The organism is Chitinophaga sp. SVR4-12A (assembly GCF_056754765.1).
This window is the reverse complement of the sequence record NZ_JBPGWP010000001.1, coordinates 3,192,834-3,217,998: the sequence shown is the minus strand read 5'-3', so window position 1 is coordinate 3,217,998 and position 25,165 is coordinate 3,192,834. Positions and strand designations below refer to the sequence as shown.

At 49.1% G+C, this 25,165-nt stretch carries 16 protein-coding genes; 12 read left to right on the top strand and 4 right to left on the bottom strand.

Features of this window, described 5'->3' with window-relative positions:
• Positions 1 to 10: 10 nt before the first annotated feature.
• The 4 genes from ACR9Y8_RS13055 to ACR9Y8_RS13040 all read left to right on the top strand — a co-directional run bounded on the left by ACR9Y8_RS13055 (position 11) and on the right by ACR9Y8_RS13040 (position 8,639).
• A complete protein-coding gene (locus ACR9Y8_RS13055; protein ID WP_481213690.1) occupies positions 11 to 1,195 on the top strand; it encodes an acyltransferase family protein in 1,185 nt (394 codons plus the stop codon).
• Between the two features lie 211 nt (positions 1,196 to 1,406).
• A complete protein-coding gene (locus tag ACR9Y8_RS13050; RefSeq protein ID WP_481213689.1) occupies positions 1,407 to 1,778 on the top strand; it encodes a DUF1801 domain-containing protein in 372 nt (123 codons plus the stop codon).
• Positions 1,779 to 2,044: 266 nt separating this feature from the next.
• Entirely contained in the window at positions 2,045 to 5,482 is a 3,438-nt protein-coding gene (locus ACR9Y8_RS13045; RefSeq protein WP_481213688.1) for a right-handed parallel beta-helix repeat-containing protein, read from the top strand.
• A 130-nt stretch (positions 5,483 to 5,612) separates the two neighbouring features.
• Positions 5,613 to 8,639, top strand: a complete 3,027-nt coding sequence (locus ACR9Y8_RS13040; RefSeq protein WP_481213687.1) for a glycosyltransferase family 117 protein — start codon at positions 5,613 to 5,615, stop codon at positions 8,637 to 8,639.
• A gap of 66 nt (positions 8,640 to 8,705) precedes the next feature.
• Here ACR9Y8_RS13040 and ACR9Y8_RS13035 read toward each other — a convergent pair whose 3' ends face one another.
• Positions 8,706 to 9,848, bottom strand: coding sequence for a glycoside hydrolase family 88/105 protein (locus ACR9Y8_RS13035; protein WP_481213686.1), 1,143 nt, complete (start codon positions 9,846 to 9,848; stop codon positions 8,706 to 8,708).
• Between the two features lie 55 nt (positions 9,849 to 9,903).
• On the bottom strand, positions 9,904 to 10,917 hold the full coding sequence (locus tag ACR9Y8_RS13030; RefSeq protein ID WP_481213685.1) for a phosphatidylinositol-specific phospholipase C: 1,014 nt from the start codon (positions 10,915 to 10,917) through the stop codon (positions 9,904 to 9,906).
• A 325-nt stretch (positions 10,918 to 11,242) separates the two neighbouring features.
• Here ACR9Y8_RS13030 and ACR9Y8_RS13025 point away from each other — a divergent pair, with 325 nt between their 5' ends.
• The 7 genes from ACR9Y8_RS13025 to ACR9Y8_RS12995 all read left to right on the top strand — a co-directional run bounded on the left by ACR9Y8_RS13025 (position 11,243) and on the right by ACR9Y8_RS12995 (position 21,935).
• The gene (locus tag ACR9Y8_RS13025) at positions 11,243 to 11,926 is read left to right on the top strand and encodes an RNA polymerase sigma factor (RefSeq protein WP_481213684.1); all 684 of its coding nucleotides are present in this window, start codon (positions 11,243 to 11,245) and stop codon (positions 11,924 to 11,926) included.
• A gap of 84 nt (positions 11,927 to 12,010) precedes the next feature.
• A complete protein-coding gene (locus ACR9Y8_RS13020; protein WP_481213683.1) occupies positions 12,011 to 13,201 on the top strand; it encodes a FecR family protein in 1,191 nt (396 codons plus the stop codon).
• Between the two features lie 223 nt (positions 13,202 to 13,424).
• Positions 13,425 to 16,883, top strand: coding sequence for a SusC/RagA family TonB-linked outer membrane protein (locus ACR9Y8_RS13015; RefSeq protein ID WP_481213682.1), 3,459 nt, complete (start codon positions 13,425 to 13,427; stop codon positions 16,881 to 16,883).
• A 23-nt stretch (positions 16,884 to 16,906) separates the two neighbouring features.
• The gene (locus ACR9Y8_RS13010) at positions 16,907 to 18,505 is read left to right on the top strand and encodes a SusD/RagB family nutrient-binding outer membrane lipoprotein (RefSeq protein WP_481213681.1); all 1,599 of its coding nucleotides are present in this window, start codon (positions 16,907 to 16,909) and stop codon (positions 18,503 to 18,505) included.
• A gap of 21 nt (positions 18,506 to 18,526) precedes the next feature.
• A complete protein-coding gene (locus tag ACR9Y8_RS13005; RefSeq protein ID WP_481213680.1) occupies positions 18,527 to 19,489 on the top strand; it encodes a DUF1735 domain-containing protein in 963 nt (320 codons plus the stop codon).
• Between the two features lie 160 nt (positions 19,490 to 19,649).
• Positions 19,650 to 20,960: a hypothetical protein gene (locus tag ACR9Y8_RS13000; RefSeq protein WP_481213679.1), complete on the top strand. Its 1,311-nt coding sequence runs from the start codon at positions 19,650 to 19,652 to the stop codon at positions 20,958 to 20,960.
• An 81-nt stretch (positions 20,961 to 21,041) separates the two neighbouring features.
• The gene (locus ACR9Y8_RS12995) at positions 21,042 to 21,935 is read left to right on the top strand and encodes a hypothetical protein (protein ID WP_481213678.1); all 894 of its coding nucleotides are present in this window, start codon (positions 21,042 to 21,044) and stop codon (positions 21,933 to 21,935) included.
• On the opposite strand, the gene ACR9Y8_RS12990 is transcribed toward ACR9Y8_RS12995, so the two are convergent.
• Together ACR9Y8_RS12990 and ACR9Y8_RS12985 are read right to left on the bottom strand one after the other, a co-directional pair.
• Complete coding sequence (locus ACR9Y8_RS12990) at positions 21,932 to 23,137, bottom strand: serine hydrolase domain-containing protein (protein ID WP_481213677.1); 1,206 nt, start codon at positions 23,135 to 23,137, stop codon at positions 21,932 to 21,934. The genes ACR9Y8_RS12995 and ACR9Y8_RS12990 overlap by 4 nt on opposite strands.
• A gap of 39 nt (positions 23,138 to 23,176) precedes the next feature.
• Positions 23,177 to 23,839 carry a GIY-YIG nuclease family protein gene (locus tag ACR9Y8_RS12985; protein ID WP_481213676.1) on the bottom strand — a complete coding sequence of 221 codons (663 nt, stop codon included), beginning with the start codon at positions 23,837 to 23,839 and terminating at the stop codon, positions 23,177 to 23,179.
• Positions 23,840 to 23,888: 49 nt separating this feature from the next.
• On the opposite strand from ACR9Y8_RS12985, the gene ACR9Y8_RS12980 reads away from it, so the two are divergent.
• A complete protein-coding gene (locus ACR9Y8_RS12980) occupies positions 23,889 to 25,154 on the top strand; it encodes an endonuclease Q family protein (protein ID WP_481213675.1) in 1,266 nt (421 codons plus the stop codon).
• Positions 25,155 to 25,165: the final 11 nt, after the last annotated feature.

Genomic DNA, 25,165 nt, shown 5'->3' with positions numbered 1-25,165 from the left:
CCCAATTATCATGCATTTAAGCGGAAACATGCAAGTTAAAGCATCCGGTAAAAAATATGCTGGTCTGGATCATTTACGGGCCCTTGCCATTACATTTGTTTTTTTATGCCACTATCGTATGTTTAATCATCCAGAGTGGTTGAATGACATAGGGAAATTTGGATGGATTGGCGTAGACCTGTTCTTTGTATTGAGCGGTTTTCTGATTGCCGGACAACTGTTCAGTGATGTCAGACAAGAGAAGCCTCTACAGATAAAAGCGTTTTATATCAAACGTTTCTTTCGCATTATCCCAGCCTATCTCTTTATATTAACGCTATACTTCACCGTTCCGTCGTTCAGGGAAACAGAAGGTCTGGCGCCGCTTTGGAAATACCTCACCTTTACACAGAACTTCGGCCTGGATCTCTCAAAAGAACGCGCCTTTTCTCATGCCTGGTCGCTTTGCATTGAAGAGCAGTTCTATTTGCTGTTGCCTTTCGTTGTTTTGTTCTTTGTCAGGTCCTCAAAACCCAAGTTGGCCTTTTACCTGGTCTTGGCGCTTTTTACAGGCGGCTTTGTGCTCCGGATATATTCGTGGCTACATTTCATTGCGCCCGTGAGAGGAGCGGAAGGCTTCTGGTATATCTGGTATAAATGGATCTACTATCCTACTTACACGCGCTTAGATGGCCTATTGGCAGGTATTTGTATAGCAGGTGTATTTCAGTTCAAACCGCAGTTAAAGGAGCGTATTACAAGGCACGGGAATAAATTCCTGTTATTGAGTCTGGTGCTCCTTACCGGTGCTTACTTTTTGTATGAAGATTCTTCTACATTCGCTGCTTCTGTATTTGGCTATCCTTTAATTGCCATTGCATTTGGCGCGATGGTAATAGCTGCATTAAGCCCTCGTTGTTTTTTATACCGGGCAAGCACAAGGATCACTGGCGTTATTGCCACCTTATCTTATTCCATTTATTTAAGCCATAAAGGAGTGGTGCATGTAACGCAGCTTTGGATCAATAAATGGGGATTTCAACTTGATAATAATTGGATGATGTTGATATGTATGGTGTCAACAATACTTGCTGGATTGGTGATGCACTACATCATTGAGAAACCTTTTCTGAAGTGGAGGGATAGAGTGCTAACACGTAACAGTAAAGCGATTCAGGCAAATGGTGTAGATAATGAAATGAAAAAAGCAGGGTGATTTATCACTACATAAATGAGTAGGTTTGCTGAACGTATTGAAAGTTCATTTACATTTGTAGACAAATACAGTTTGCATATGGATAGAGAAGAAATAGCTTACAAAGCAGCAATGGAGTCAATTGAAAGGGAGTTTAATCTCAATTAAGTTAACCCGTTATTAAATTGTTTTGTAAGAATGTATAATGTTAAGTGCCCTTAGAATTTCAACTATGGCAATAACTATTCACGATATCCTTCTCAAATATCAACCAACAGTATTCAGCCTGGGCATGCAGCTGCGTGATCACCTGGTATCTGTGCTGCCTAATATCATCGAAATGCCTGATGCTTCTGCCAACATCATCGGCTATAGCTATGGCTTCGGTTATCAGGACCTGATCTGCACCATCATTCCATCAAAAAAAGGTATCAAACTCGGATTTTACAGGGGCAGTAAACTGCCTGATCCTGAACACCTCCTTACGGGCACTGGAAAAGTGCACCGCTATGTTGAGATCAAAACACCAGACCTCATCACCAGTTCCGCTCTGAATGTCCTCATAACCGCTGCAGTAGCGGCCTATAAGCAACGGATTGCATAAAATCATTTGGTGGTGCGCAGCAAATTTTGTAATTTCCCTTCCTAATCGAGCTATGTGCTTAGATAGATAATCCTGGCCTTTTCAACAACATTGTGAATCCTGCTTTCGAGAGTGTTTCCACTTCTTTCTTTTAACCAGCCAACTATTCTCCGATATACACTTATTGCCGCTGAGGCATTCCTACTTATTGCGAACTGAGGATATAATGCAGTGAACACATTGTAGCAAGCTTGTATTACCCTTTTACGCCCCAAAAAACAACTCTTATGAAAAGCACTCTACAAGTATCAGGGCCCATTACTATTATGCTTCTCTTACTGGCTTTTCTCTTTGTGCCCCTTAAGATCAGGGCCCAAACCGGTAAAACATTCACCGTAAACACAATGGGCGACGCCGCCGATCCCGATGCAGGAGAGATCGGCGATGACGGCATGTGTGATGTAGACCCCAACACACCAGGAGAACAATGTACCTTCCGCGCTGCCATTCAGAACCATAATGGCAACCGCAACCTGGACCATAACTACATCTATTTTGAAATAACAGACGCCCCGGCGGGAACAGATGCTATCATCATCAAGGTAGGCAGCACCGGCCTGGGACCTTTACCGCCCGTTTTAGGTTCTGTAACCATACTGGCCCTGAGCGTTACCCAGAGCGGCGATACCCGCCGTGTTGAAATAGACGGCAGTATGGCAGGCAGCAATGCCATCGGCCTGCGCTTACTGGGTGGTAAAAGCGAAGTAAGCTTTTTAGGCATCACCCATTTTAGTTCTCACGGTATTTTTATAGCAGGCACTCCTCCACCGGGTGACGGAGGACACCTGCTGCAATCAAACCGTATCGGAACTGATGAAACAGGTACCCTCGACAGGGGTAACGGCGGTGATGGCATTTTCATAGAAAATACTCCCAATACCAGGATCGGTGGGAAGGGCGTATCAGGCAATATTATATCTGCCAACAAAGGATGGGGCGTTCACATCCTGGGCCGGGATCCGGCAGAGACAGGCCAGCCCAACAGCGCTTTCGGTAACATCCTGGAAGGGAATATGATCGGCCAGGACTTTTCCAGAACTGTAGTACTGCCCAACCTGAAAGGAGGCGTGTTTGATGAAAGCGCCCCACAAAACAGGATTGGCGGTACCGAACCCGGGCAAGGCAATAATATTGTAGGTGTTGAGCAGGGAGTAAGAGTTGAAGGAAGTCTGGCGAAAGGTGTAGAGATCATAGGCAACTTCATTGGTAAGGATGGCACGGGCGCTAAATTCAGAGCCGGTATTACCACCCGGGCGGGAGAGCAACTGCTGGTGCAGGGAAACATCCTTACGAATATTGATTCAGTAGGGCTGGATATTTACCTCAATGCCAACGGCGCTTACAATATCAAGGACAATGATATGAAAGGCAAAATAAAGGTGGGCGCCAAGCTGACCTTTGGGCCCGGACGTACCATTGATGTAAACTACCTGAATAACCTGAATATCGGAAACGACCTGGGGCTTCATATCGAGGAATCCCTTAACAGCACCATCAACTGGCTGATCGTCGGAGACACGGCGAAGAATGGACAAACCGGCGCCAATATCATCTTTAAAGCTGCCGGCAAGAAAGACATCAGGACCAACCGTTGGGAGGCGAATGCTGGTATCGGGTTTAAATACCTGTATGATTTTGCGCCCGGCGTGCGGGCTACTATTACCATCAATGGGGATGTGTATCTCAAGAACGGCGCTGAAGGCGCTTCAGGTAAAATACAGCTGCAATCCCAGGCGGATCTTCAGTACAGGATCTTAAAGATCTCCGGCAGCGAGAATGGTAAAGATGGGATGAGCCTCGCCTTAGCTGCATTCGGCGGAGCAAAGGCAGACATTTTTCTGGGCGATAAGTCTGATCTTTCCCTGAATCTGGGGGCGGCATTGCGACTACAGGGTGAGAAGAGCAGTATCGATCTCTTCAAATTCTCCCTGGAAAACCTGGATGCACATGGCAATAAAGACAGAGACGCCGTATTCTATCTCTTCGATGTAAAACTGGGTGGCAACAGCTTTACACACAGCTCAATTACCGGTAACACCGGTACTGCCATCGTGCTCGACGGCAGCTCTACAGCAAGGATAGACAGCAATACCATTTCCGATAATGGAGGCGCTATTCTCCTGAAAGATCAGGCCACCGCCACCATTGGCCATAATACCATCAATGGTAACGGCGCAGGTGTGCTGCTGGAAACCTCCGGCACAGGTATTGTGCTGAGCGCTAACCGCATTTTCAATAACCAGGGCCTGGGAATAGACCTGGGAAATGATGGTGTCACGCCTAACGATGCAGGCGATCCGGACACCGGTCCTAATAATCTGCAGAACTATCCTGTATTAACAGCCATGAATTCCTCAGGTGGGAATACCACCATACAGGGTACGCTCAACAGCAGGCCTAACACTACTTTCAAACTCGAATTCTTTTCAAATTCAAGCTGTAGTCCTACCGGCTTTGGTCAGGGTGAAACATTCCTGGGCACGCAACAGGTAACTACAGACGGCAATGGCAATGTAGCTTTTAGTGCACCGCTCACAGGAGTAAGCCTGCCTGCAGGTGCAGTGGTAACCGCCACCGCTACTGACCCTGACAATAATACCAGTGAGTTCAGTAAATGCTTGTCTGGCGGAGTACTGCAGTCCGCAGATCTTGAACTGGTAAAACAGGCAGACAGGGTGCAGCTTTCCGTAGGCAATACAGTAACATTCACTATCCGCCTGGTAAATAATGGCCCTTCCGCTGCCACGGGTATTGAAGTAACCGATCTCCTGTCGGCTGGCATCACTTTTGGCCAGGCAACGGCAACGTTAGGTACTTATAACAATGCCACCGGTAAATGGCAATTAGCCAATCTGAACAGCGGTAGCCAGGCAGTGCTGACCATTACAGGCACTGTCACAAGTGCTGGCACTTTTATCAACACCGCAGAAGTAACCGCCAGCGGCGTCGCAGATCCTGATTCATCCCCCGGCAATGGCGTTTCGACTGAAGATGACCAGAGCAGCGTAACGATTACCGTACAGGAAGCCAATACCATTGCTGCACAGTTTGCACAACTGCGTGCGCAGGTTAATGCGCTTGTAAGCACCGGCGATCTTACCCGTCCCCAGGCTGATCTGTTGAACGCAATACTCGGCGCTGCGCAAGGCTTCTATAATGATGGCAATATTGGGGCCGCAATCGGCGCAACGCAGCTGTTCACAGGCGTAGTAAGGTTCTTCGTTAATTTCAGCTTTTTCGGCCGTTTGCCAGCAGTAAAAGGAGAACAGCTGATCACAGCCGCCCGTAAGATTATTGCAGCGCTAAGGGCACTGGAACAGACGCCAATAGTACAATCTCCGGTAATGGAAACCGATAAAGGATTTATACCTACAGAGGCAGAAATGCTGGCAGCCAGACTGGAAGGAATAAAACTATACCAGAACTATCCTAACCCCTTTAGTACCACCACCGCTATCACTTTTGAAATGCCCATACCACACAAAGTGCGGCTGGCTGTTTTTGACGGCAACGGGAGGACAGTAAGTACCCTCCTGGATGCCGTAATGCCTGCCGGTAAACATAATCTTAACTGGCAGCCAGGGTATTTACCGCCGGGTATCTACATACTCCGCTTAGATGCCGGCCATGTTAACAGGTCAGTTAAGATGTTACGCGTAGAATAAACAGGAACCAGCCATTTTTTAAGAACAAGGGCCGCCATTTAGCGGCCCTTAACTTTAACATACTTTTAAGGATACATGTCTTATTTTAATAGCACTCACCAACCCTTCGCTCAAACGAAAACCATTTAAAATGAACTTCAACAAGACCAACAACATTACCGGTTGGATCGTGTGTTTGATAGCGTGTACCGTTTACATCTCTACCATGGAAGCTACCGGTAGCTTATGGGATTGCGGCGAATTTACAGCCGCCTCGTACAGGCTACAGATCCCTCATCCCCCAGGTGCGCCGCTGTTTGTGCTCCTGGGCCGCCTGTTCACCATGTGGCTGCCGCCCGACAAGGCTGCCCTGGGAATAAATGTGATGAGTGCACTGGCCAGCGGCTTTACCATCCTTTTTCTCTTCTGGACCATCACTTACTTTGCCCGCAAGCTGCTGGTGAAGGCGGGAACAGTGATGTCCCGTGAACAGCTGGTGCTCATCATGGGCGCCGGCGTAGTAGGCGCATTAGCCTATACTTTTTCCGATTCCTTCTGGTTCTCTGCAGTAGAAGGCGAAGTGTACGCCATGTCATCCCTCTTTACGGCAATGGCTTTCTGGGCTATCCTGAAATGGGAAGGGGAAGCAGATCAGCCATATGCAGACCGCTGGCTGATCTTCATCGCTTATATCATTGGTCTTTCTATCGGTATTCACCTGTTGAATCTCCTGACCATCCCAGCTATCGTAATGGTGTATTATTTCCGCCGTTACAAGCCAACGGTAAGAGGTGCATTGATAGCGCTGACGCTGGCCTGTGCGCTTACCGGTATCATCCAGGTAGGCTTCATCCAATATCCCGCCATGGCTGCCGGCAAGCTGGATATATGGTTTGTGAACAGCCTGGGATTACCCTTCAATTCGGGTTCCCTGTTCTTTGTGGCATTAGTGATAGGTCTGCTCACCTTCGGCATTCGCTGGGCATACCGTAAACGCCGTTATTTTGTAAAGCTGGCATTGCTGTGTACCACCTTCCTTTTCATCGGCTATGCAACTTATATCACGACTATTATCCGTTCAAATGCCAATCCCGGCATTGATATGTATAACGTAGATAACGCGGCAACCCTGCAACGTTACCTGAGCCGGGAACAGTATGGCGATTTCCCACTGCTGTACGGCCAGGTGTTCACCGCCAAACCGGTGGAGTACAAAGAAACAGGTACGGTTTATACCAAAGGCGCTACGCAGTACGAAGAAGCAGGCAAGCGTTATAAAGCAGTATTTGACAGCAAGGACATGATGCTGTTCCCCCGCATATGGGATAACAGTAATGAAACAGGCCATGTAGATGCGTATAGGCAATGGCTGGGTTTGGCTGAGGGAGAACAACCCACCTTCAAAGACAATATGAATTTCTTCCTGGGCTACCAGGTAAACTTCATGTACCTGCGCTATTTCATGTGGAATTTTGTCGGCAAGCAGAACGATATACAGGGTTTCGGTAATGTGCGCGACAGTAACTGGATCTCGGGGGTATCCTTCGTAGATAACCTGCTATACGGTGACCAGAGCAAAATGCCCGATAGTCTGAAAGAAAACAAAGGCCATAATACCCTCTTCTTCCTGCCCCTGATCCTGGGCATTATAGGGCTCTTTTTCCATTTTAAACAAAGACGTGGGGATACACTGGTGGTAGGACTACTGTTCCTCTTCACCGGTCTTGCCATCGTATTATATATCAACCAGTCGGGCGCTCAGCCAAGAGAACGTGATTACGCTTATGTAGGTTCCTTCTATGCGTTCGCCATCTGGATTGGCCTGGGAGTGCTGGCCTTGCATCGTTATCTTCAACAGCGTACGCGCTGGGCATTCTCAGCTCCTGCCGCCATCCTGGGATGCCTGCTGGCAGTGCCGGCGCTGATGGCCTTTCAGGAATGGGATGATCATGACCGTTCGCATAAAGTGCTGGCCAGGGATATTGCCCGCGATTATCTGGAGTCCTGCGCGCCCAATGCCATTCTTTTTACAATAGGCGATAATGAGACCTATCCCTTATGGTATGCCCAGGAAGTGGAAGGTATCCGCACGGATGTTCGTATTGTCCATATGAGTCTGCTCACTGCTGATTGGTACATCAATCAGCTAAGAAGACAACTGAATAAAAGCGCGCCCATACCCATGACCTGGGCCGCAGAACAGTACAAAGGCGATAAGCATGACTACGTAATGTATCACGACGCTGGTATCTTCCCGCAGGATAAATTCTATAACGTAAAAGAGGTAATGCAGTTTGTTGGCAGTGATGATCAGCGTGCAAAGCTCATGACCAATACAGGAGAGTATATTAACTTCCTGCCGTCACAGCGTTTATTCCTGCCCGTAGATAAGTCCCGCGTGATCGCTAATGGTACCGTAAACGCAGCCGATAGCGCCCGGGTGCTTCCACAGGTAGCGTTCGAGGTCGGTAAGAATGCCCTGTTCAAGAATGACCTGGCCCTGCTGGATATCCTGGCTGCCAATAATTGGGAGCGCCCGGTGTATTTCGCGAACACGAGCATCGCCCGCGCTGCAGGATTGGATAATTACCTGCGCAGTGAGGGGCTCACCTACCGCCTGGTGCCCCTGGCTCCTGAAGAAACAAATAATGGAGCGCCTGTGGGCAATGACGCGCCAGTCAACACCGCCAAGATGTTCGATAACCTGATGAACAAATTTGCCTTCTGCAGCGCTGATGTAAAGGGCGTGTATTTCGATGAGACTAACCGTAACATGCTGCAGCAGCTGCGCAACAGCTACGCCCGCCTGGCCATTGATCTGGCTGCAAAAGGAGATAAGACCCGTGCGCTGCATGTACTGGACACTATGGACAGGAACATTAAGGAAGAGAACTTTCCCTACGGCATGACATCTCCCGGCAATTTCCATAATATCAACGCTATGCAGGTGGCATATGCCTACTATCTGGCCGGTAACCCGGAAAAGGCCAACACTATCTCAGAAAAGATCATTAAGGATTGTCAACAGCAGATCGCTTATTACCAGTCATTACCGGCTTCCAGGCTTTCCGGCGATCTTCAGCAGGATTACCAAAGAGCTGCAGAATATATTATACCGCAATTGCAAAAGATGAAAGCGGCATTTACGGGAGAGAAACAAAAACAGATGCTGAACTAGTTCAGGAAGATCATCATCATTATAAAGAAAAAGTCCATGGCGTATATTCCATGGACTTTTTCTTTGCTATCGCAGCAGTGCAGATGCACACCATAGTACCGGCGCCTGTCCATGCAGGTCGCCTGTAAGGCGCCCGCGATCCAGGTAATACTGCCGGTCGTTCTTTTTATTGGTGCCTTCGCACACTTCCCGTATATCGTTGTTTTCATTCAGGTAGGAGATCAGCGCCAGCCATCCCTTGCGTGCGGCAGGGCCATAGGTCTTTGCATCCAGCCAGCCATTCTTTACCCCGGTGATCATGGCAAAAGTGAACATGCCGGTGCAGGAAGTTTCGGGCCAGGAAGCCGGGTCGTCTATCAGCTGCCGCCACATACCATCTTGCGACTGGTATTTCAGCAAAGAGGCCATCATGGTCTGGTATCCTTTCATAATGCGGGCCCTGTTGGGGTTGTCTTTAGGCAATGAGCGCAGTAGTTCGCTCATGCCGGCGGCCATCCAGCCATCGCCGCGGCCCCAGTAAAATGGTACGTCCGGTGCATGGTAGAACAGCCCGTTGGGCATTTGCAGCGAATCCAGGTACATCACCATCTCTTTGGCAGCACGGTCTATATATTTACGGTCGCCCGTAGCCCGGTAGGCTTGTGCCTGTACGGCCGTGATCATGAACATATCATCTATCCACAAACGGGTTTGCCAGGTATACCCTTTATCATACCATACCTGTGATTCGGGCTTTGCACGCGGGCCTTCCGGCGGCCCCCATTGCTTATCCGCTATATGCTGGCCTACCTTCAGATATTGCTGATCCCCGGTTTGCATATATAATTCCAGCGGAACAGATCCGAACACGCAATAGTCTACATGGTCCGGTTTGGGTATCATGGCAGAGTCAGCGCCCAGCAATGGGGCAAAGCGTTCCCCCAGCCTGGTGGTCATGGCTTTGTCCCTCGTTACTTTTGCAAAGGTCAGCGCGCCGTACCAGGTGCAGGTTTCCGGGTAGGTAATAAATTTGGGAGGTGTTGTGCGCCCAAAATTGGTATGCGGCGTTGCTATAAAATGATCTGCTACACGTTTACCAACTTCTTCAGGGGTGCTTCCTTTGGGAAAATGGGTAAGGTCTCCGTTCTCTTTTTTGGATTGTGCATAGGAGGTATGGCCAATAAGGGCAGTGATACATACCATCGCCAGCAGGTGGGTGTTTTTTTTCATACGTGTTTATATTAGGCAATGCCTAAGTTAACACTCCTGTATAAACGGGCTGATTCTATTTTCCCCTGTTTAGCGCGTAGGTTAACACCGGCGGCCTGCCTCCCGGAGGATAATTGGTAGTGATGATCAGGGATGATTTGCTGGCATCTGCAAAATCCATGGCAATAATACCAAACCTGCCCCGGGGATGGGAAGTAAAATATTCCTTAAGGTAGGAGCCCATGGTATTGGCCACGTGCTTGATATTGGGGATACTGAATAAAGCCGGCCGGTAGCCGCTGGTAAAATTTATATACAGGGCATCGGGGTTACGGTCCCGGGCTTCTGTCAACAGCGCTGTGCTGCAGGTCCATTTAGCATGATCATCCGGCACTACGAACTGGTCCTGCACCCTGAGGCGGGCCTCACGGCTGTTGATCGTAAAGGTGGTATTACGTCCCCATCCGCCGGAAGCGTCAATGCCTTTGGGCAGCTGTTGGGCGGTAAACCGGCGGAGCAGCACAATTTTGCCACGGGCCTGATGCAGGGTGGGAACGGTTGCGCCCAGGTACCATTTACCGGCATAGCGGCGGGCATAATCATCAAAGGTTCTTTCAAAGGAACGCGTATTATGGGCGGGGGTATATTCTTCCTTTATGCTCATAATCACGCATTCGCTGGGATACTGTTCCAGGAATTTTGTACAGGCCTTCATCACATCGTCAAAGTCCATGTTCTGGTATACATACCCGTGGTGTATCACAAAGCTGTCACCAGTGTGGCGGCAGCGTATGTCCAGGAAGCGGATGCCTGCCTGCAGCTGCTCGCTGATGGTGAGGGCCTGGCACCTGGCAGTGCCGCCGATATGCTCATACCTTGCCGCGGCATTATGCGAGCCGGGTAGTGAAAGCTGTGATAGGCTTACCTGGTCGGGGAGAGTGGCCATCCAGCTGCTCAGAGATACAGTAGCATCGACGGATGGAGCGGCACTGGGGCTTGCGTCATAACTATATACTTCTCTCACACAGCCAAACTGTGATAACATCGCCGCCAGGCACAGAACAGCGGCAATGAAAGTCTGCGTTTTCATAGAAACAGTTGTAGGTTTCGCAAAAATACAAGTAGTTGGCAGTCTGTCGGCGGGAGGGCCCAGGTATAACAATAAAATAATACAACCGGAACGTATACCCGCACGCAGATAACTGTTGTTCCAAAATAAGCGCTTTTCTTTCAGGAGCTTATACACGAAAGTGGTATTTGCCAAATTTTCATAAATAGAAATAATTTTTCTTTTAATTTTATTTCGACAACTTATTAGGGAAGCAGACCGGTTCATTGAAACTGGCATAGGGAATTCGCACAAGAAGGGAATGAGCTGCCGCAGGCAGAATTACGTATGCCATCGAAAAGAAAACATGTTAGCGGACAAAGTAAAGGAGCGCGTCCATCCGGTCAGCGAGGGACAATTGTACACGGATGAAATGCAGGAAAACGCCTACAATGAAGTGGAGTTATTTATCCGTATATCGGAAGGGGAGGAGCCTGCTTTCCGCCGCCTGTTTGAATTATACAGGGAGCGGCTTTTTATTTTCGCCAGCCAGATAGCTCACTCAACTGCAGACGCAGAGGAAATCGTACAAGACATCTTCCTGAAATTATGGGAGAACAGGGCACAGCTTTCCCAGGTAAGCTATCCCCGTAAATATATTTATACCATGGCCCGTAACCGCGCCCTGGACCACCTTAGCAGCGTTGCCAGGAATAAGAAGGCCATACAGGCTATCTATGATACTATCTCAGACGCCAACAACGCCACGGAGGAATTACTGCAGGCACAGGAGAGCCAGCAGCTGATCTATCAGGCGCTGGCCCGGCTGCCCGAAAAGAAGCAGACCATTTTCTGGTTAAGCCGCCGGGATGGATTAACTCACCAGGAGATCGCCCAGCGTATGAACATGTCTGTACAGACAGTCAAAAACAATCTGACTGACATATTGAAATATGTTAGAATGTATCTCTCCGGTCATTCTGAGCTGCTTGCTATTGCTTTCTTTATGCAATTTAGTTACCTGCTCTTCCAGGATGGGCCGGCTTTTTAGTGCCCGGAAATTTTTTTTTGAATTTTCCGGTACTATGATCTTTCCAGACAGTCTATATATATGTAAGACCAAATCACCACCAAGATGAGGGGTACTGCCGAACGCTTAGCCTACTTATATCAGCAATATATTGACGGAACAAGTACTGAAGAGGAATTACAGGAGTTTTTTGAATATGTGCGGATACCTGAAATGAGGCAGGACTTGCATGAGCTGGCAGAAGACCACCTCCATCATATCTCCCCAGGCAACAACCTTACGGAAGTTAACTGGGATGATATGTACAACAGGATCATGCAGCAGGAGAAGCCTGCTACAGCAGAGAAAAAGGGCATCGTAAAGCGCTTGTTTACCCGCCCGCTGGTAGCGGCGGCTATAGTTATCCTGGTGGCTTCGGCGGGTATCTGGTTCCTGCTGGCCCACAGGCCGCAACCGCAACAATTGACCATAGCCGACAGGTTCAGGAACGATATACCGCCCGGAAGCAACAAAGCCATACTGACCCTGGCAAACGGCGCTTCCTTTGCATTGCACGATATGGACGACAAGAGCCGGCAGCAGCTGGCCAGCGGAAATTTTCTCCGGCTGGACAGCGGCGAACTGGTTTATAATAGCAGCGGCAGCACCGCGCGGACAACAGGTTACAACAAATTAACCACTCCCCGCGGCGGACAGTTCAGATTAATACTGCCTGATGGCAGCCGCGTATGGCTCAACGCAGCATCTTCTATTACATATCCGCTGACCTTCGGGCCCGGAGAACGTAAGGTGGCCATCACCGGTGAAGCATACCTGGAAGTGACTAAAGATGCTGCCAGGCCATTTAAAGTAATAGTGAACGGAATGGAGATAGTGGTGCTGGGTACTAAGTTCAACATTAATGCCTACACCAATGAACCAGTCATCAATACAACACTGCTCGAAGGAGCCGTGAAGATCAACAAGGGCGCCAACAGCTGCCTGCTCAAACCGGGAGAACAGTTACAGGTATCGCCAAACGGGAGTTTCAGTGTGAAGAATGAGGTAGATACTGCATCTGTCGTAGCCTGGAAAGATGGTATGTTCTCTTTCAATGATGAGGATATAGCATCCATTATGCGGCAGGTGAACCGTTGGTACGATGCGCAGATAGTCTATGAAGCCCGCATCCCCGATCATTTTATAGGCACCATACCCAGGAACGTGCAGGTCTCTAAACTATTGACCATGCTCGAGCTCACAGGCAGGCTGCGCTTCAGGATCGATGGGAGAAAAATTACTGTAGCAGAACCGTAAGTAAGAAACTTGTTATTCAAAAACCGTAAGTAAACCGTTATCCAAGTGTAAACATGGAAAGAGAAATCGTTACTATTGTTCATCTAAAAAACAGCCAGCTATTAATGTAGAGAGGACAACAAAAGTTAATACCCGGTGAGAAATACCGGTCGCATCCCGTATCTGTCCCGGGTGATCTAAACCAAAGTATTTAGAATTTTATTCATCAACCAAAATCTAATCTATGACTTTCACCGTACGGTGTAAGAACAGGCTTGTTACGCTATGCTTGTTATTCGCCTCGCTTATCGCTGCATCCCTGCCTGCCAGCGCCGGCAACACGCAATCAGTCACCCTCTCTTTGAAGAACATCCCGCTTACGAAAGCCTTCAAGGAGATCCAGAAACAAACAGGTTACTCATTCCTGTATTCCAAAGAGGATCTGGAGAAAACACAATCTGTCAACCTCGATGTCAGAAGCCAGAACATCGAATCAGTGCTGAACCTCTGCTTTCACCAGCAGCCGCTTACCTACAGCATTGTAGACAAAGTAGTGATCATTAAAAGAAAGCCCGGCAATGCAAACGAAATTACGCCGGAAGAAAACCTGGCCCCGGCTGCGCCTCCCGTTACCGGGGTGGTGCTGAGCTCCGACGGCTCTCCCATACCCGGCACCGTGGTGCAGATCAAAGGCACTAATAAAGGTACCGTTACAGACGCCGACGGGCATTTCTCACTGGAGGCGCCCATTGGCGCCACCCTGGTGATCAGGTCTGTAGGTTTTGATTCACAGGAAATAAAAGTGGAATCTGCTGGTCCGCTGAAGATCACCTTAAGAATAAATACATCCATACTGGAAGAGGTGATCGTAACGGCAGGTGGTATCAAGGCTAAACGCCGCGAAGTAGGTACCGCCACTACCGTAGTAAATGCAGAGACCATCACCGCAGGTAAAGCGGTGAACGTTGCAGGTGGCCTGCAGGGTAAGGTGGCCGGCTTACAGATCAACGCTACCAACGGTGGCGTAAATCCCAACTACCGTATCGTATTAAGAGGTCAGCGCTCGCTTACCGGTAACAACCAGGCCCTGGTAGTGCTGGACAATGTGATCGTGCCCAACGAAGTGCTGAGCAATATCAATCCTGAAGATATCGATAACCTGACAGTGCTGAACGGCGCCGGCGCCGCTGCACTATACGGCTCCCAGGCCTCCAACGGCGCCCTGATCATTACCACAAAAAAGGGTAAGAATGGCACTACTTCCATCAAAATTTCCAATACAACAACCGTTGAATCCGTAGCTTTCTTCCCTAAGCTACAGTACGGATTTGGCGCAGGTGGTAGCGCATACGGTTATGATGAAAACGGCCGCCCCCTGTTCTCCAACCTGGAAAACCAGTCTTATGGACCTGCTTTTGATGGTACCAAAAAAGACCTGGGCGTTCCCCTGGAAGACGGCAGCCAGGATTCTGCCATGTATAGCGCAAACAAAGAGCATAATAACTTTTGGGAAAAAGGTATTACCAACCAGACAGATTTCTCGCTGACCAATGGTGATGAAAAGTCAACCTTCTATCTCTCCGGCCAATATGCCACCATCACAGGCACTACGCCTAAAGATAAATTTAACCGCGCTACGCTGAGAGCAAACGGCACACGCAAAATTGGCGAAAAAGTGCTGGCTACTTATGCGATCGGTTATACACAGAAGAGAAATGATATTACCACGCAAACCTCCAACATGTACACGCAGCTGTTGAACATGCCGCAGAACGTGGATATCACCAAGTATAAGAACTGGAAGACCGATAAATTCGCCAACCCGAACGGTTTCTATAATCCCTGGTACCAGAACCCTTATTTTACGCTGGATAACTATCGCGCCAAGGAAAGAAAGGATTACCTGACAGGTAACCTGGAATTAAGATATTCACCCACATCATGGCTCGACCTTACCGCACGCCAGGGTATTTCCACCCGTAATCAGTCGCTGAAAGGAACAGTAGGTGCATTTGATTATACTACCTACGCAGAAACCACCAGTGGTTCTAAATCCGATATTCCCGCATCTGTTGGTGATGCCAGCAGTTATACCACAGAATTGCTGACAGACGCATTTGCGCAGGCACGCAAGGAGTTCGGAGATTTCAGCTTTAACCTGATCGCTGGCGGTCAATGGCGCCAGGATGAAGCCAAGTACATCGTTATAGGCGCTAATGGCCTGACGATACCCGGCCTGTTCAACGTGAGCAACAGCACCTCCAATCCTTCAGCTGCTGAAACCAATTTCAAGGCCCGCCAAATGGGCTTCTACGGCGACTTCCGTATCGGCTATAAAAATTACCTGTTCCTGCATGGTACCGGCCGTAACGACTGGGTATCTACTTTGGCGCCTGAGAACAGGTCTTTCTTCTATCCTTCAGTAGACCTCTCTTTCGTTGCCAGCGACGCTATCATGGCGCTGAAAGACAACAAAACAATATCCTACCTGAAATTGAGGGCCGGTTGGGCAAAAGTTGGTCAGGTGAACCTGGGCCCCTCCTTCGATACAGATTTTGGAGCCTACTACTTGCAACAGACATTCAGCCAGGCAAACGGTTATCCATATAGCGGTGTAGCTGGTTATACGGTGAACAACGTGCTCATCTCTCCCAGCCTGAAACCGGAAATGACGAAAGGCTATGAGGCTGGCTTTGACCTCAATTTGCTGGACGACCGCATTACTACTGCTTTAACCTGGTATAATACAAAAACAGATAATCAAACGGTAAGCACTACTGTATCCAATGCCACCGGTTATTCTGTTTACCGCGTGAACAGCGGTCAAACAACCAGCAAAGGCCTGGAAGTAACTGCGCATTTTACACCTGTCAGAACCGCCAACCTGGACGTAACAGTAGGTGGTAACTATACTTACCTGGATAATAAAGTGAACAACATCAGCGCGGATCTGCCCCGCTTATCCCTTGCCACTTATTCCAATGCTACCGGTTCATATGCCGTAGCCGGCCAGGTATTCCCTGTTATCATGGGTAAGGACTACCGCCGTGATCAGGAAGGGCATGTGGTGGTAGACCGTGTTACAGGCACCCCGCTGCTGGATGATACTATCAAAATATTGGGTAATGCTACTCCCCGCAACCGCCTGAGCCTGGACCTCAACATCCGCTTTAAGCAGTTCCGCTTTACCGCCCTGGTTGAATACCGCGGAGGTTATATGGTGTATAATAATATGGGTGGCGAACTGGACTGGTCTGGCACCGGTTATCGTAGCGCTGCGTTTAACCGCGACCGTTTCGTGTTCCCCAACTCAGTATATGAAGATCCTAACAAGCCAGGTACTTACATTAAGAATACCAACATCACCGTGGTGGATGGCAATGGTAACTCCGGCTTCTGGACCAATGAAGAGAACAGGGGCATTGCTTCCAACTACATAACCTCCGGTGATTTCTGGAAGCTGAGGGAAGTATCCATTACTTACGATCTGCCGGCATCCCTGCTGTCTAAATCACGGTTCATTAAAGCTGCGAGCATTAGCCTGCAGGGCCGTAACCTGTTTGTATGGCTGGCTAAATCCAACTATTATACAGATCCTGAATATAGCGATGCAGGTAATGACAGCAACGGTATAGGCCTTACCGGTCTTGGACAGACACCGCCTTCCCGTTTCTATGGCGCTACTGTGTCTTTGACATTTTAACCGCATCTTAAAAAACAGCAAAAATGAAGAAGCTCATACTTTTTATATCAGCAGGGATCGTAGTTTTTGGTACCTCCTGTAAAAAATACCTGGACATTAACAATAACCCGAACCAGGCTACAACCGCTACCGCAGAAGTAGTATTGCCACAGGCTATTGTTTATACCGCCAGCAATATCAACGCTTATAATACCTACGGTTCCCAGCTGGTAGGTTACAGTGCCAACGCCGGCGGTTATGGCGGCTTTGGTACATCTGTTACTTATGGGTTCAGTAACTCCACCTTCAGCAACCTGTGGACCATTGGCTATGATGTGCTGACAGATTGCCAGTTTGTGATAGATAAGACCAACCAGGATCCCGATTACGGCTATTTCAACGGAGCCGCCAGGATCATAAAGGCGCTGAACTTCCAGATGCTGGTAGACGCTTACAATGATGTGCCCTATAAGGAAGCGCTGAAAGGAACAGCTGAACTTACTCCAGCCTATGACAAAGCAGAAGTGATCTATGCCGACCTGGCTGCTCAACTGGATTCTGCTATCCTCGTTATCAAGGCTACTGAAGAGCGGGAGCACGCCAGCAGCACCAGCAATGTAAAAGCCCTGGGCTCAGGAACCGATCCGATGTTCAGAGGCAGCACTACCCAGTGGAAAAAGCTGGCCAATACCCTGAAGCTCCGCCTGATGATCCGTGCACGCGGTAAGGTTACATTCGCTAACACTACCTTCGACGATGCCGGATTCCTTACTACCGATGCGATCGTAAACCCCGGTTATGCCAGGGAGAACGGAAAGCAGAATCCCTCATGGAACTCCTGGGTATTTGGCTACGATGGTTCAAATGGCAACAGGGCCTGGGTACCCAGCCGTTTCATTATGGGCTTTTATAATGGCCAGAAATTGTCTGATGCAAGGGGATATGCCATTTACTATAACTTTCCGAGCACACCTGCTAACCAGCTGGGCTTTGAAAGCAACAGCGTGCCTTCTGCTCCATCAGGCGGCGCATGGCTCTCCGGCGCCAATGCAGGATCAGACAGAGGCAGCACCACCGGCGGTGGCAGCATCGGTATATTAAAAGCAGCAAGTTGGGGAGAACCCCTGATGCTGGCTGCTGAGAGCTATTTCCTGCAGGCAGAAGCAGCTGTACGCGGCATCTCCACCGGTGGTAATGCAAAGGCCCTTTTCGATGCAGGCGTACTGGCCTCCTTCAAATACCTGTACCTGAAACCAGACGGCACTTATGATCCTGATTGGGTACCCGAAACAGATTACGCTGCCTATATGGATGATAACAGCGGCAGCTACCTCGTTCATTTTGAACTGGCGGCAGGTCTGGAACAACAGATAGAAGCCATCATCACACAGAAGTATATTGCATTGAACTTTATCCATGGCCACGAAGCCTGGAATGAGTACCGCAGAACACACTATCCGGCGATTGTAAATGGCTCCAGCGATCCTTACCAGACCTTTGCATCTACGCAATCCATCATCAACCGCCCGGATAAATTGCCTACCAGGGTACTGTATCCCACTACAGAGGCTTCCAACAATTCAACCAATATGCCTAAAGATATAAGCAATACCAGGTCATTTATTTTCTGGGCTTTGCAATAATTAAAAGACAAAAACATGCTGATGAAACAGATTATAAATAAAGCTTCACTTGCCATTATCGCATTGGCATTCACGTCTTGTGTGAAGGACCACCTCGCTGTGGATCCCTCACAGTCAAACAGCGTGGTGGAATTTGCCAATACAGGCTCTATCGTATCCAGCGCGGGCGCCGTACATCCCAGGTACCAGATAGATCTGGGCAGCCTCCCAAGCGGAAAATCTTCCCCGATCAATGTTAATCTGAGCTATTCAGGGGCAGAAAATGCTCCGCAGGATATCACCGTAAACCTCGTCGTTGATTCGGCTGCACTGGCCGCGTATAATGCAGACGAAGGAACAAATTATGCATTGCCGCCCAAGGAGATATACAGTCTGCCAGCTACCGCAGTGATCAAAGCCGGTAGCCGGAAAATACAGGTACAGGTGGCCATTACCAATAACAGCAGCTTTGACTTCAACGTCAACTATGCATTGCCCTTGAAAATCCAGTCCGTTTCTTCCGGCATTATCAGCGGCAACTTCGGCACGGCGATCTACTCATTTGCCGCCCGCAATATTTACGACGGTGTGTATACCATGTCTGGCACGCTGACAGATCAGGCGGCCTCCACCATCACGGGCTACTATCCGCTGGATATGGATCTGATCACCTACAACGGTAATTCAATTGCCATGTACGATCCTAACGTGGCCAGCACTTATGGCCATCCTATCAAGAGCGGAACAAGCAATTCATACTATGGTACTTTTAGCCCGGTATTCATCTTTGACGCCAATGGAAATATCACCGACGTGACCAATTACTACGGCCAGCAGGCAGGCGCTAACAAACGTTCCGGCCAACTGGATCCCACCGGGGTTAACAAGATCACGTTTAATGGCGATGGTACCGTTGCCTCCTTTGAAGTAAGCTATATCATGATCCAGAACGGCGCGCCCAGAACTTACTTCAAAGAAAAATTCACATATAAATCACCAAGATAATGAGATAACAGCTGTCCAGCTGATGCTCAGGCATAACGTCCGGAAGTCTGTGCGAAGGCTTCCCTTCATAAGCGAGAATATAGCCCTGCTAAGGCAGGGCTATATCTTTTTTGTGAAAAATAAAACGGCCCTGTAACCGTTTTACCAGAAACCGCTATCTATGAAGTGGCTCGTCCCCCTGTTGTTACTCCTGCTTGCCTATCATGTTCACGCCCAGGAACAAGCTGGTAACCCAAACTATGATTTCCCCGATTCAATTGTCGCCAAAAAAGAAAGAAAGTTCGGGTATGTGAATGCCAACCTGAATGCGCTATCGGTGTCCGGCCACTACCGCGAAAGCTGGCAGTATGAAGATACCCTTATGGGACCACCGCCCACCGTACGTCTTTCAATGACCGATAAGGAAGTGGTAGACGCCAGAAACCTGATCCTGGAAGAGGCGTCTAAATACCGGGTATTACTGATCAATGAAGGGCACAGCCACCCGGAGCACCGCTTGTTCACCAAATCCCTGTTATTGGATCTTTATAAACAAGGATACAGAATTTTTATGGCCGAAGGTATCTGGGCCAACAATACCATAATGGCTAAGAAATACCCGGTCAGTACCGATGGCATTTATTTGAATGAGCCTGCCTATGCGTCTTTGATCCGCTATGCCTTAAAAACAGGTTACAAAGTGGAAGGCTACGATTATTCCAAGGTAGCTATGAAAAAGTATTGGGATGACAGTATAAAGATTGACAAGAACGGCTCAATGAAATACATCAGTTACGAGCCTAAAGATTCTATGACAATCATCCTGAATGAAAAAGGTGAAGTAACCTGGACCTATCTTACAAACGTCAGAGAGAAAAACCAGGCCGCCAATATCGTGAAAGTATTGGAGAGCAATCCCGGTGCAAAGGCCATTATTCATGTTGGGCACGGGCATCTGTACGAAAGCGGACCAATGATGGGAGCACAGCTGCGCGCCTTACTGAACCAGGAAGACATCCTGACAGTAGACCAGCAGAGCGTAAATGCGCGGGTACCTGTTATTGATACACTGACGCAGGATACGATCAAAATGAATTTCGCTTATCTGCTGTGGATGAAAGACAAGCAAAGATTTTTCAATCCAGGCTTAGCCGGCCCGGTAGACTATAGTATATTCAACGCTGCAATAAAAGATTCGCTGGGCCGGCCCGGTTTTATGTTTTATGACGCAGAGCCAAGGTGGGCGTATAATATTCCTGCAACGCAGCTGAGGGATTGCCCTTGCCTGTTCAGCGCCTATTACGCGGATGAATTCAGAAGATCCGGTGCTGGCGCTGTTGCCGTTGATATCGTTTATTCAAAGACTGGCAATCACATACCGCCATTGCTGTTATACAAAGGGAAATACCTGGTGATAAAAAAGAACAGCCGCGGCAGATATATACAAACCAGTTTGGAAATAGGTAATAAGAAAGGCCCGCTTGCACAATAGGTCAAGCAGCTAAACCTTCCTAGTAACAATTTGGTAATATTTCAGGGTCGAAAAGCTTATTTTTGGATAAACCTATATCTGATGTGTAAGTTAATGCTGTACCTGGCCGCTTTCGTGTGCTGCTCCCCGTTATTGACGGCAGCACAGTCATCTTCCTCCTTTTCCCGCCACTATGCCGCCGGAGAAACCTACCACTACCGTCTGACCACCAATGTTACCCACAACGGTAAATGGCAATCCCGGATCATCGCCGTATGCGAGCTGAAAGTAGTAAAAGATAGTAATGGCATTCCTGCCGATGAGCTGCGTTGGATCTCTAAAAAGGTGCTCAGTCAAAAGGATACAGCAGACCTGAGTTCCGAGGCGGTACAAGTGAGGCCTTACCGTGTTTCATTACACCCGAAGGGAAAACTGGACCTGCCTGCAATTACAGTACCCGGTATGACCGGCGAGATCACTGATCTGAATACTTTCTTTGTTGCGGTGGCTCCCGCCTCCGGTGTACAGCAGCTAAACCGTAAAGGTGACCACTATACTAAACCGGAGCCGGTGCGGGGTAATTTTGCCAATGGAAAAGATATTATATCAGGAGATGACTGCATTCAGATGACCGTATTAATGCTGGAAGATTCGAAAGATAGCGTAGTGATACAAACTGACTTTTTACCCCCTGCTGCGCCTTGCCTGCATTACCTGCTGGATGAGATGCATACGCCAGTAGTGAAAGATACCCTTAATAATTTTCAAATGGTTAGGCCAACTGCCAATGGTAAAGTCAACGTGCTGTTTGGAAAAGAGGTCTTTTATATTACGAGCACCCTGCAAAAGCGCGATGGAAAGATCACCCGCGCCGTGATGAGCAACACGCTCACACTGAAACTAAAGCTGAACTGCGACGCCGCCTATACCGGCTGCCAGGGCGAATTCCCTTTCACGATTCAACGTGATCTCCTGCTGGAGCTAATGGACCATTAAATGGCTTCCAATATCCGTTTGATCATCTCATCCATCGACTTATTCTCTATCCATCTTACCACCGCCACCAGGTCATGCTCAGGGTCTACATAAATAAGATTAGTGCCATTGCCGATGTGCACAAAACTTGTCACCGGGGCGCTTGGCAATAATTTGTGATCGGTGTTCAGGAACCAGTTCATATAACCATAGGTGGGCTGCGGTTGGGTAGGTGTTAAGGCCTGCTTTACCCATTGTTCCGAAAGCAGCTGTTTACCATTCCATTTACCCCTGTGTAAGGTCAGCAGTCCAAAACGCGCCATGTCATAGGCATGGATGAACATACCGCCGCCCCAGTGGCCACCGCCGCTTACTGACTGTACCGGTGCGCCGTCCACTACGATCCAGGCATTACGGTAACCATTCCAGCGCCAGGTGTTGGAAGCGCCAATAGGGTCCATGATATTCGTCTTTAGCACCTGTGGTAAAGGCTGCCGCCATACGCAGGTTGCCGCGAGGGCCAGCGCATTCACCCGCACATCATTGTATTTATAAACAGTGCCGGGGGTATTCCTTTTGCGATGCAGCCATACATCCGGGTTAGTGCCTTCCGGCCGGTCCGCCCAGTCAGGTTTGCCCCAAAGCGTTCCTTCCCAGTCGCTGGTTTGCCGCAACATATCGTCCCAGGTAATAGTGCGGTTATGTGCGCTGGTAAAAGGGTATAAAAGCGGATGCCCATTGGGTGTCAGCGGATCATATACTTCAATGGGCGGGATATACGAAGCTACGGTGTCGTGCACATCGCGGATCAGGCCCCTGTCTACTGCCAGGCCTACTACTGAAGAAAGAAAGCTTTTGGTCACGCTGTTGGTGATGTCTACCCGTAAAGGCTCACCCCATTCCGCCACAATATATCCATGGTACACAATTACACCGGTGGGCTCGCCACGTTCAGAGAATGGGCCAACGCCTGCGCTGAAGGGTTCCTTGCCGAATTGTATGGCTTGCGTCAGCTCCATGTCGCGGGGATATTTAGCTTCGTTATCCCTGGCAAATTGGATAGCCGCCTGCAGTTTATCTGCTTTCAGTCCCAGAGACGCCGGCTGACGATGCTCCCATTCCCCGCGCGGCGGAAAATAGTCATTGGTACTGGCAGATTTGGATTGAGCAAAAACAGTGATGACACTGCACAACAGCAGGAGAAGGGAAAAGGAACGTTTCATATGGGTAAATTACAAAATCCGGTTTGGGAATCGGAATTTTTAGTACAGCTGGTTCTCGAGTATCCGTTTGATCATTTTGATGGTAGTGCGGCTGGTTTGACCCTTATATTTTTCAGCTATTTTATGCTCGCTCATACCCGTTCCCAGGTCATTCACAATGTACCACCACTGTCCCAGGAGCTCGGCATTAGGCGTGCGGTATTGCAATATTTTCCTGACGGTGGCGATGATGGTCATACTTACTTCGCCATCGTGCAGTGCAAATACTTCGTCTATACTCAGGCCGAGCCGCAGGTCGTCGGCTATCCTCGAGTAGTCGTGCAGGTATTTTTCGTTGGCTTCCATCACCTGCAGCATCGGGTTGCCGCTGTAATGGATCTCCCTGTTCTTCCTGGAAGACGATTGCCTGCGCCATTGTGCCTGCTCAAAGCTGCGGGCAATATTGTCGCATATTACCAGGTCGGCAGGTGTCAGCTCAAACCATTCTCCTTTTACACGTTTGTGCTGGAATACAGTATGGAGGCTTTCTTCCAGGCTGCTCATCTGTGGCGTGAGGTATTGTCTTACGAGGCGGAAAAGGATGGGTAGGTGGGTATGATAGGAGGCAAGCCGCTTCTGAAGATCCTGCGTTTTGCCGATCTTGTAGAGGTTCTTCCCGGTTTTCAGGATGTAAACGGAATGGCCATTTTGCAGCTGCTCCATAAAAACGAAAATAAGGTAATTTTCTCAATTTGATCCTAACTTCGTCGCTATGTTCTACATCGCAGACCTGCACGTACACTCGCATTACTCCCGCGCAACCAGCAAAGACCTCAACCTGGAATCTTTGTACCAATGGGCGCGTACCAAAGGTATCCACGTCATCGGTACCGGCGATTTCACGCATCCACAGTGGTTTAAGGAGCTGCAGGAAAAACTGGAGCCTGATGGCAACGGTCTCTTCCGGCTTAAACATCCACCGGCTGATCCCGCGCTGCCAGGCATGAAAGTGCAGGACATCGACGTGCGCTTCCTTCTCTCCACAGAGATCAGCTCTATTTACAAGCACGGCGATAAAGTAAGAAAGAACCATAATCTCGTATATGCGCCGGATTTCGAGACCGTAGCCCGCATCAATGCACGGCTCTCTGCCATCGGCAACCTGGCGTCTGACGGCCGCCCCATCCTGGGCCTGCCATCCCGTGATCTCCTGGAAATAGTCCTGGAATCTTCAGCAAGATCTCATCTCGTGCCCGCCCACGTATGGACGCCCTGGTTCTCCACCCTTGGCTCCAAAGGCGGCTACGATAGTGTAGATGAATGCTTCCGCGATCTCTCGGGGCACATCTTCGCTATTGAGACCGGCCTCTCCTCTGATCCGGCTATGAACTGGCAATGGAGCGCCTTAGACCGTTTTACCCTCATCTCCAATTCAGATGCGCATTCTGCGCCCAAGCTGGGCAGGGAGGCTACACTGTTCAATACAGAACGTAGCTACGACGGACTTTTCAACGCTATGAAAACAAGGCAGGGATTCGTTGGTACCTATGAATTCTTCCCGGAAGAAGGTAAGTACCATCACGATGGTCACCGTAACTGTGGCGTTTGTTTGCTGCCGGAAGCAACGGTCTCGTACAATGGCCGTTGCCCCGAATGCGGCGGTCTCTTGACGGTAGGCGTACTACACCGCATACAAAAGCTGGCAGACCGTAAAGCGCCGCAACCGCCACAACACGCACCGGCATTTGATTACATCATCCCCCTGCCCGAAATACTGGCGGAGATCAGGAAGAGCGGGCCTGGCACTAAGGCAGTACTGAAAGATTTCCACCAGGCCATTTCCATTTTCGGCAACGAATTCAATTTGCTGAAGGCAGTACCGGTAGAGGATATACGCCGGCAGGGCAGCCCTGTACTGGCAGAAGCCATACGCCGTATGCGCGATCACGAAGTAAAGCCCGTGCCTGGTTACGACGGGCTATATGGCGTAATTAAAATATTCAATGAACAAGAACTGAACCGGCCTTCGTTTTTTTAAACTACCGCTCA

Coding starts and splice junctions, on each gene's coding strand:
- ACR9Y8_RS13055 (WP_481213690.1), top strand. CDS start 11: ATGCATTTAAGCGGAAACATGCAAGTTAAAGCATCCGGTAAAAAATAT.
- ACR9Y8_RS13015 (WP_481213682.1), top strand. CDS start 13,425: ATGACTTTCACCGTACGGTGTAAGAACAGGCTTGTTACGCTATGCTTG.
- ACR9Y8_RS12985 (WP_481213676.1), bottom strand. CDS start 23,839: ATGGAGCAGCTGCAAAATGGCCATTCCGTTTACATCCTGAAAACCGGG.
- ACR9Y8_RS13000 (WP_481213679.1), top strand. CDS start 19,650: ATGAAGTGGCTCGTCCCCCTGTTGTTACTCCTGCTTGCCTATCATGTT.
- ACR9Y8_RS13045 (WP_481213688.1), top strand. CDS start 2,045: ATGAAAAGCACTCTACAAGTATCAGGGCCCATTACTATTATGCTTCTC.
- ACR9Y8_RS13030 (WP_481213685.1), bottom strand. CDS start 10,917: ATGAAAACGCAGACTTTCATTGCCGCTGTTCTGTGCCTGGCGGCGATG.
- ACR9Y8_RS13005 (WP_481213680.1), top strand. CDS start 18,527: ATGAAACAGATTATAAATAAAGCTTCACTTGCCATTATCGCATTGGCA.
- ACR9Y8_RS13010 (WP_481213681.1), top strand. CDS start 16,907: ATGAAGAAGCTCATACTTTTTATATCAGCAGGGATCGTAGTTTTTGGT.
- ACR9Y8_RS13020 (WP_481213683.1), top strand. CDS start 12,011: ATGAGGGGTACTGCCGAACGCTTAGCCTACTTATATCAGCAATATATT.
- ACR9Y8_RS13040 (WP_481213687.1), top strand. CDS start 5,613: ATGAACTTCAACAAGACCAACAACATTACCGGTTGGATCGTGTGTTTG.
- ACR9Y8_RS12980 (WP_481213675.1), top strand. CDS start 23,889: ATGTTCTACATCGCAGACCTGCACGTACACTCGCATTACTCCCGCGCA.
- ACR9Y8_RS12990 (WP_481213677.1), bottom strand. CDS start 23,137: ATGAAACGTTCCTTTTCCCTTCTCCTGCTGTTGTGCAGTGTCATCACT.
- ACR9Y8_RS12995 (WP_481213678.1), top strand. CDS start 21,042: ATGTGTAAGTTAATGCTGTACCTGGCCGCTTTCGTGTGCTGCTCCCCG.
- ACR9Y8_RS13025 (WP_481213684.1), top strand. CDS start 11,243: ATGTTAGCGGACAAAGTAAAGGAGCGCGTCCATCCGGTCAGCGAGGGA.
- ACR9Y8_RS13050 (WP_481213689.1), top strand. CDS start 1,407: ATGGCAATAACTATTCACGATATCCTTCTCAAATATCAACCAACAGTA.
- ACR9Y8_RS13035 (WP_481213686.1), bottom strand. CDS start 9,848: ATGAAAAAAAACACCCACCTGCTGGCGATGGTATGTATCACTGCCCTT.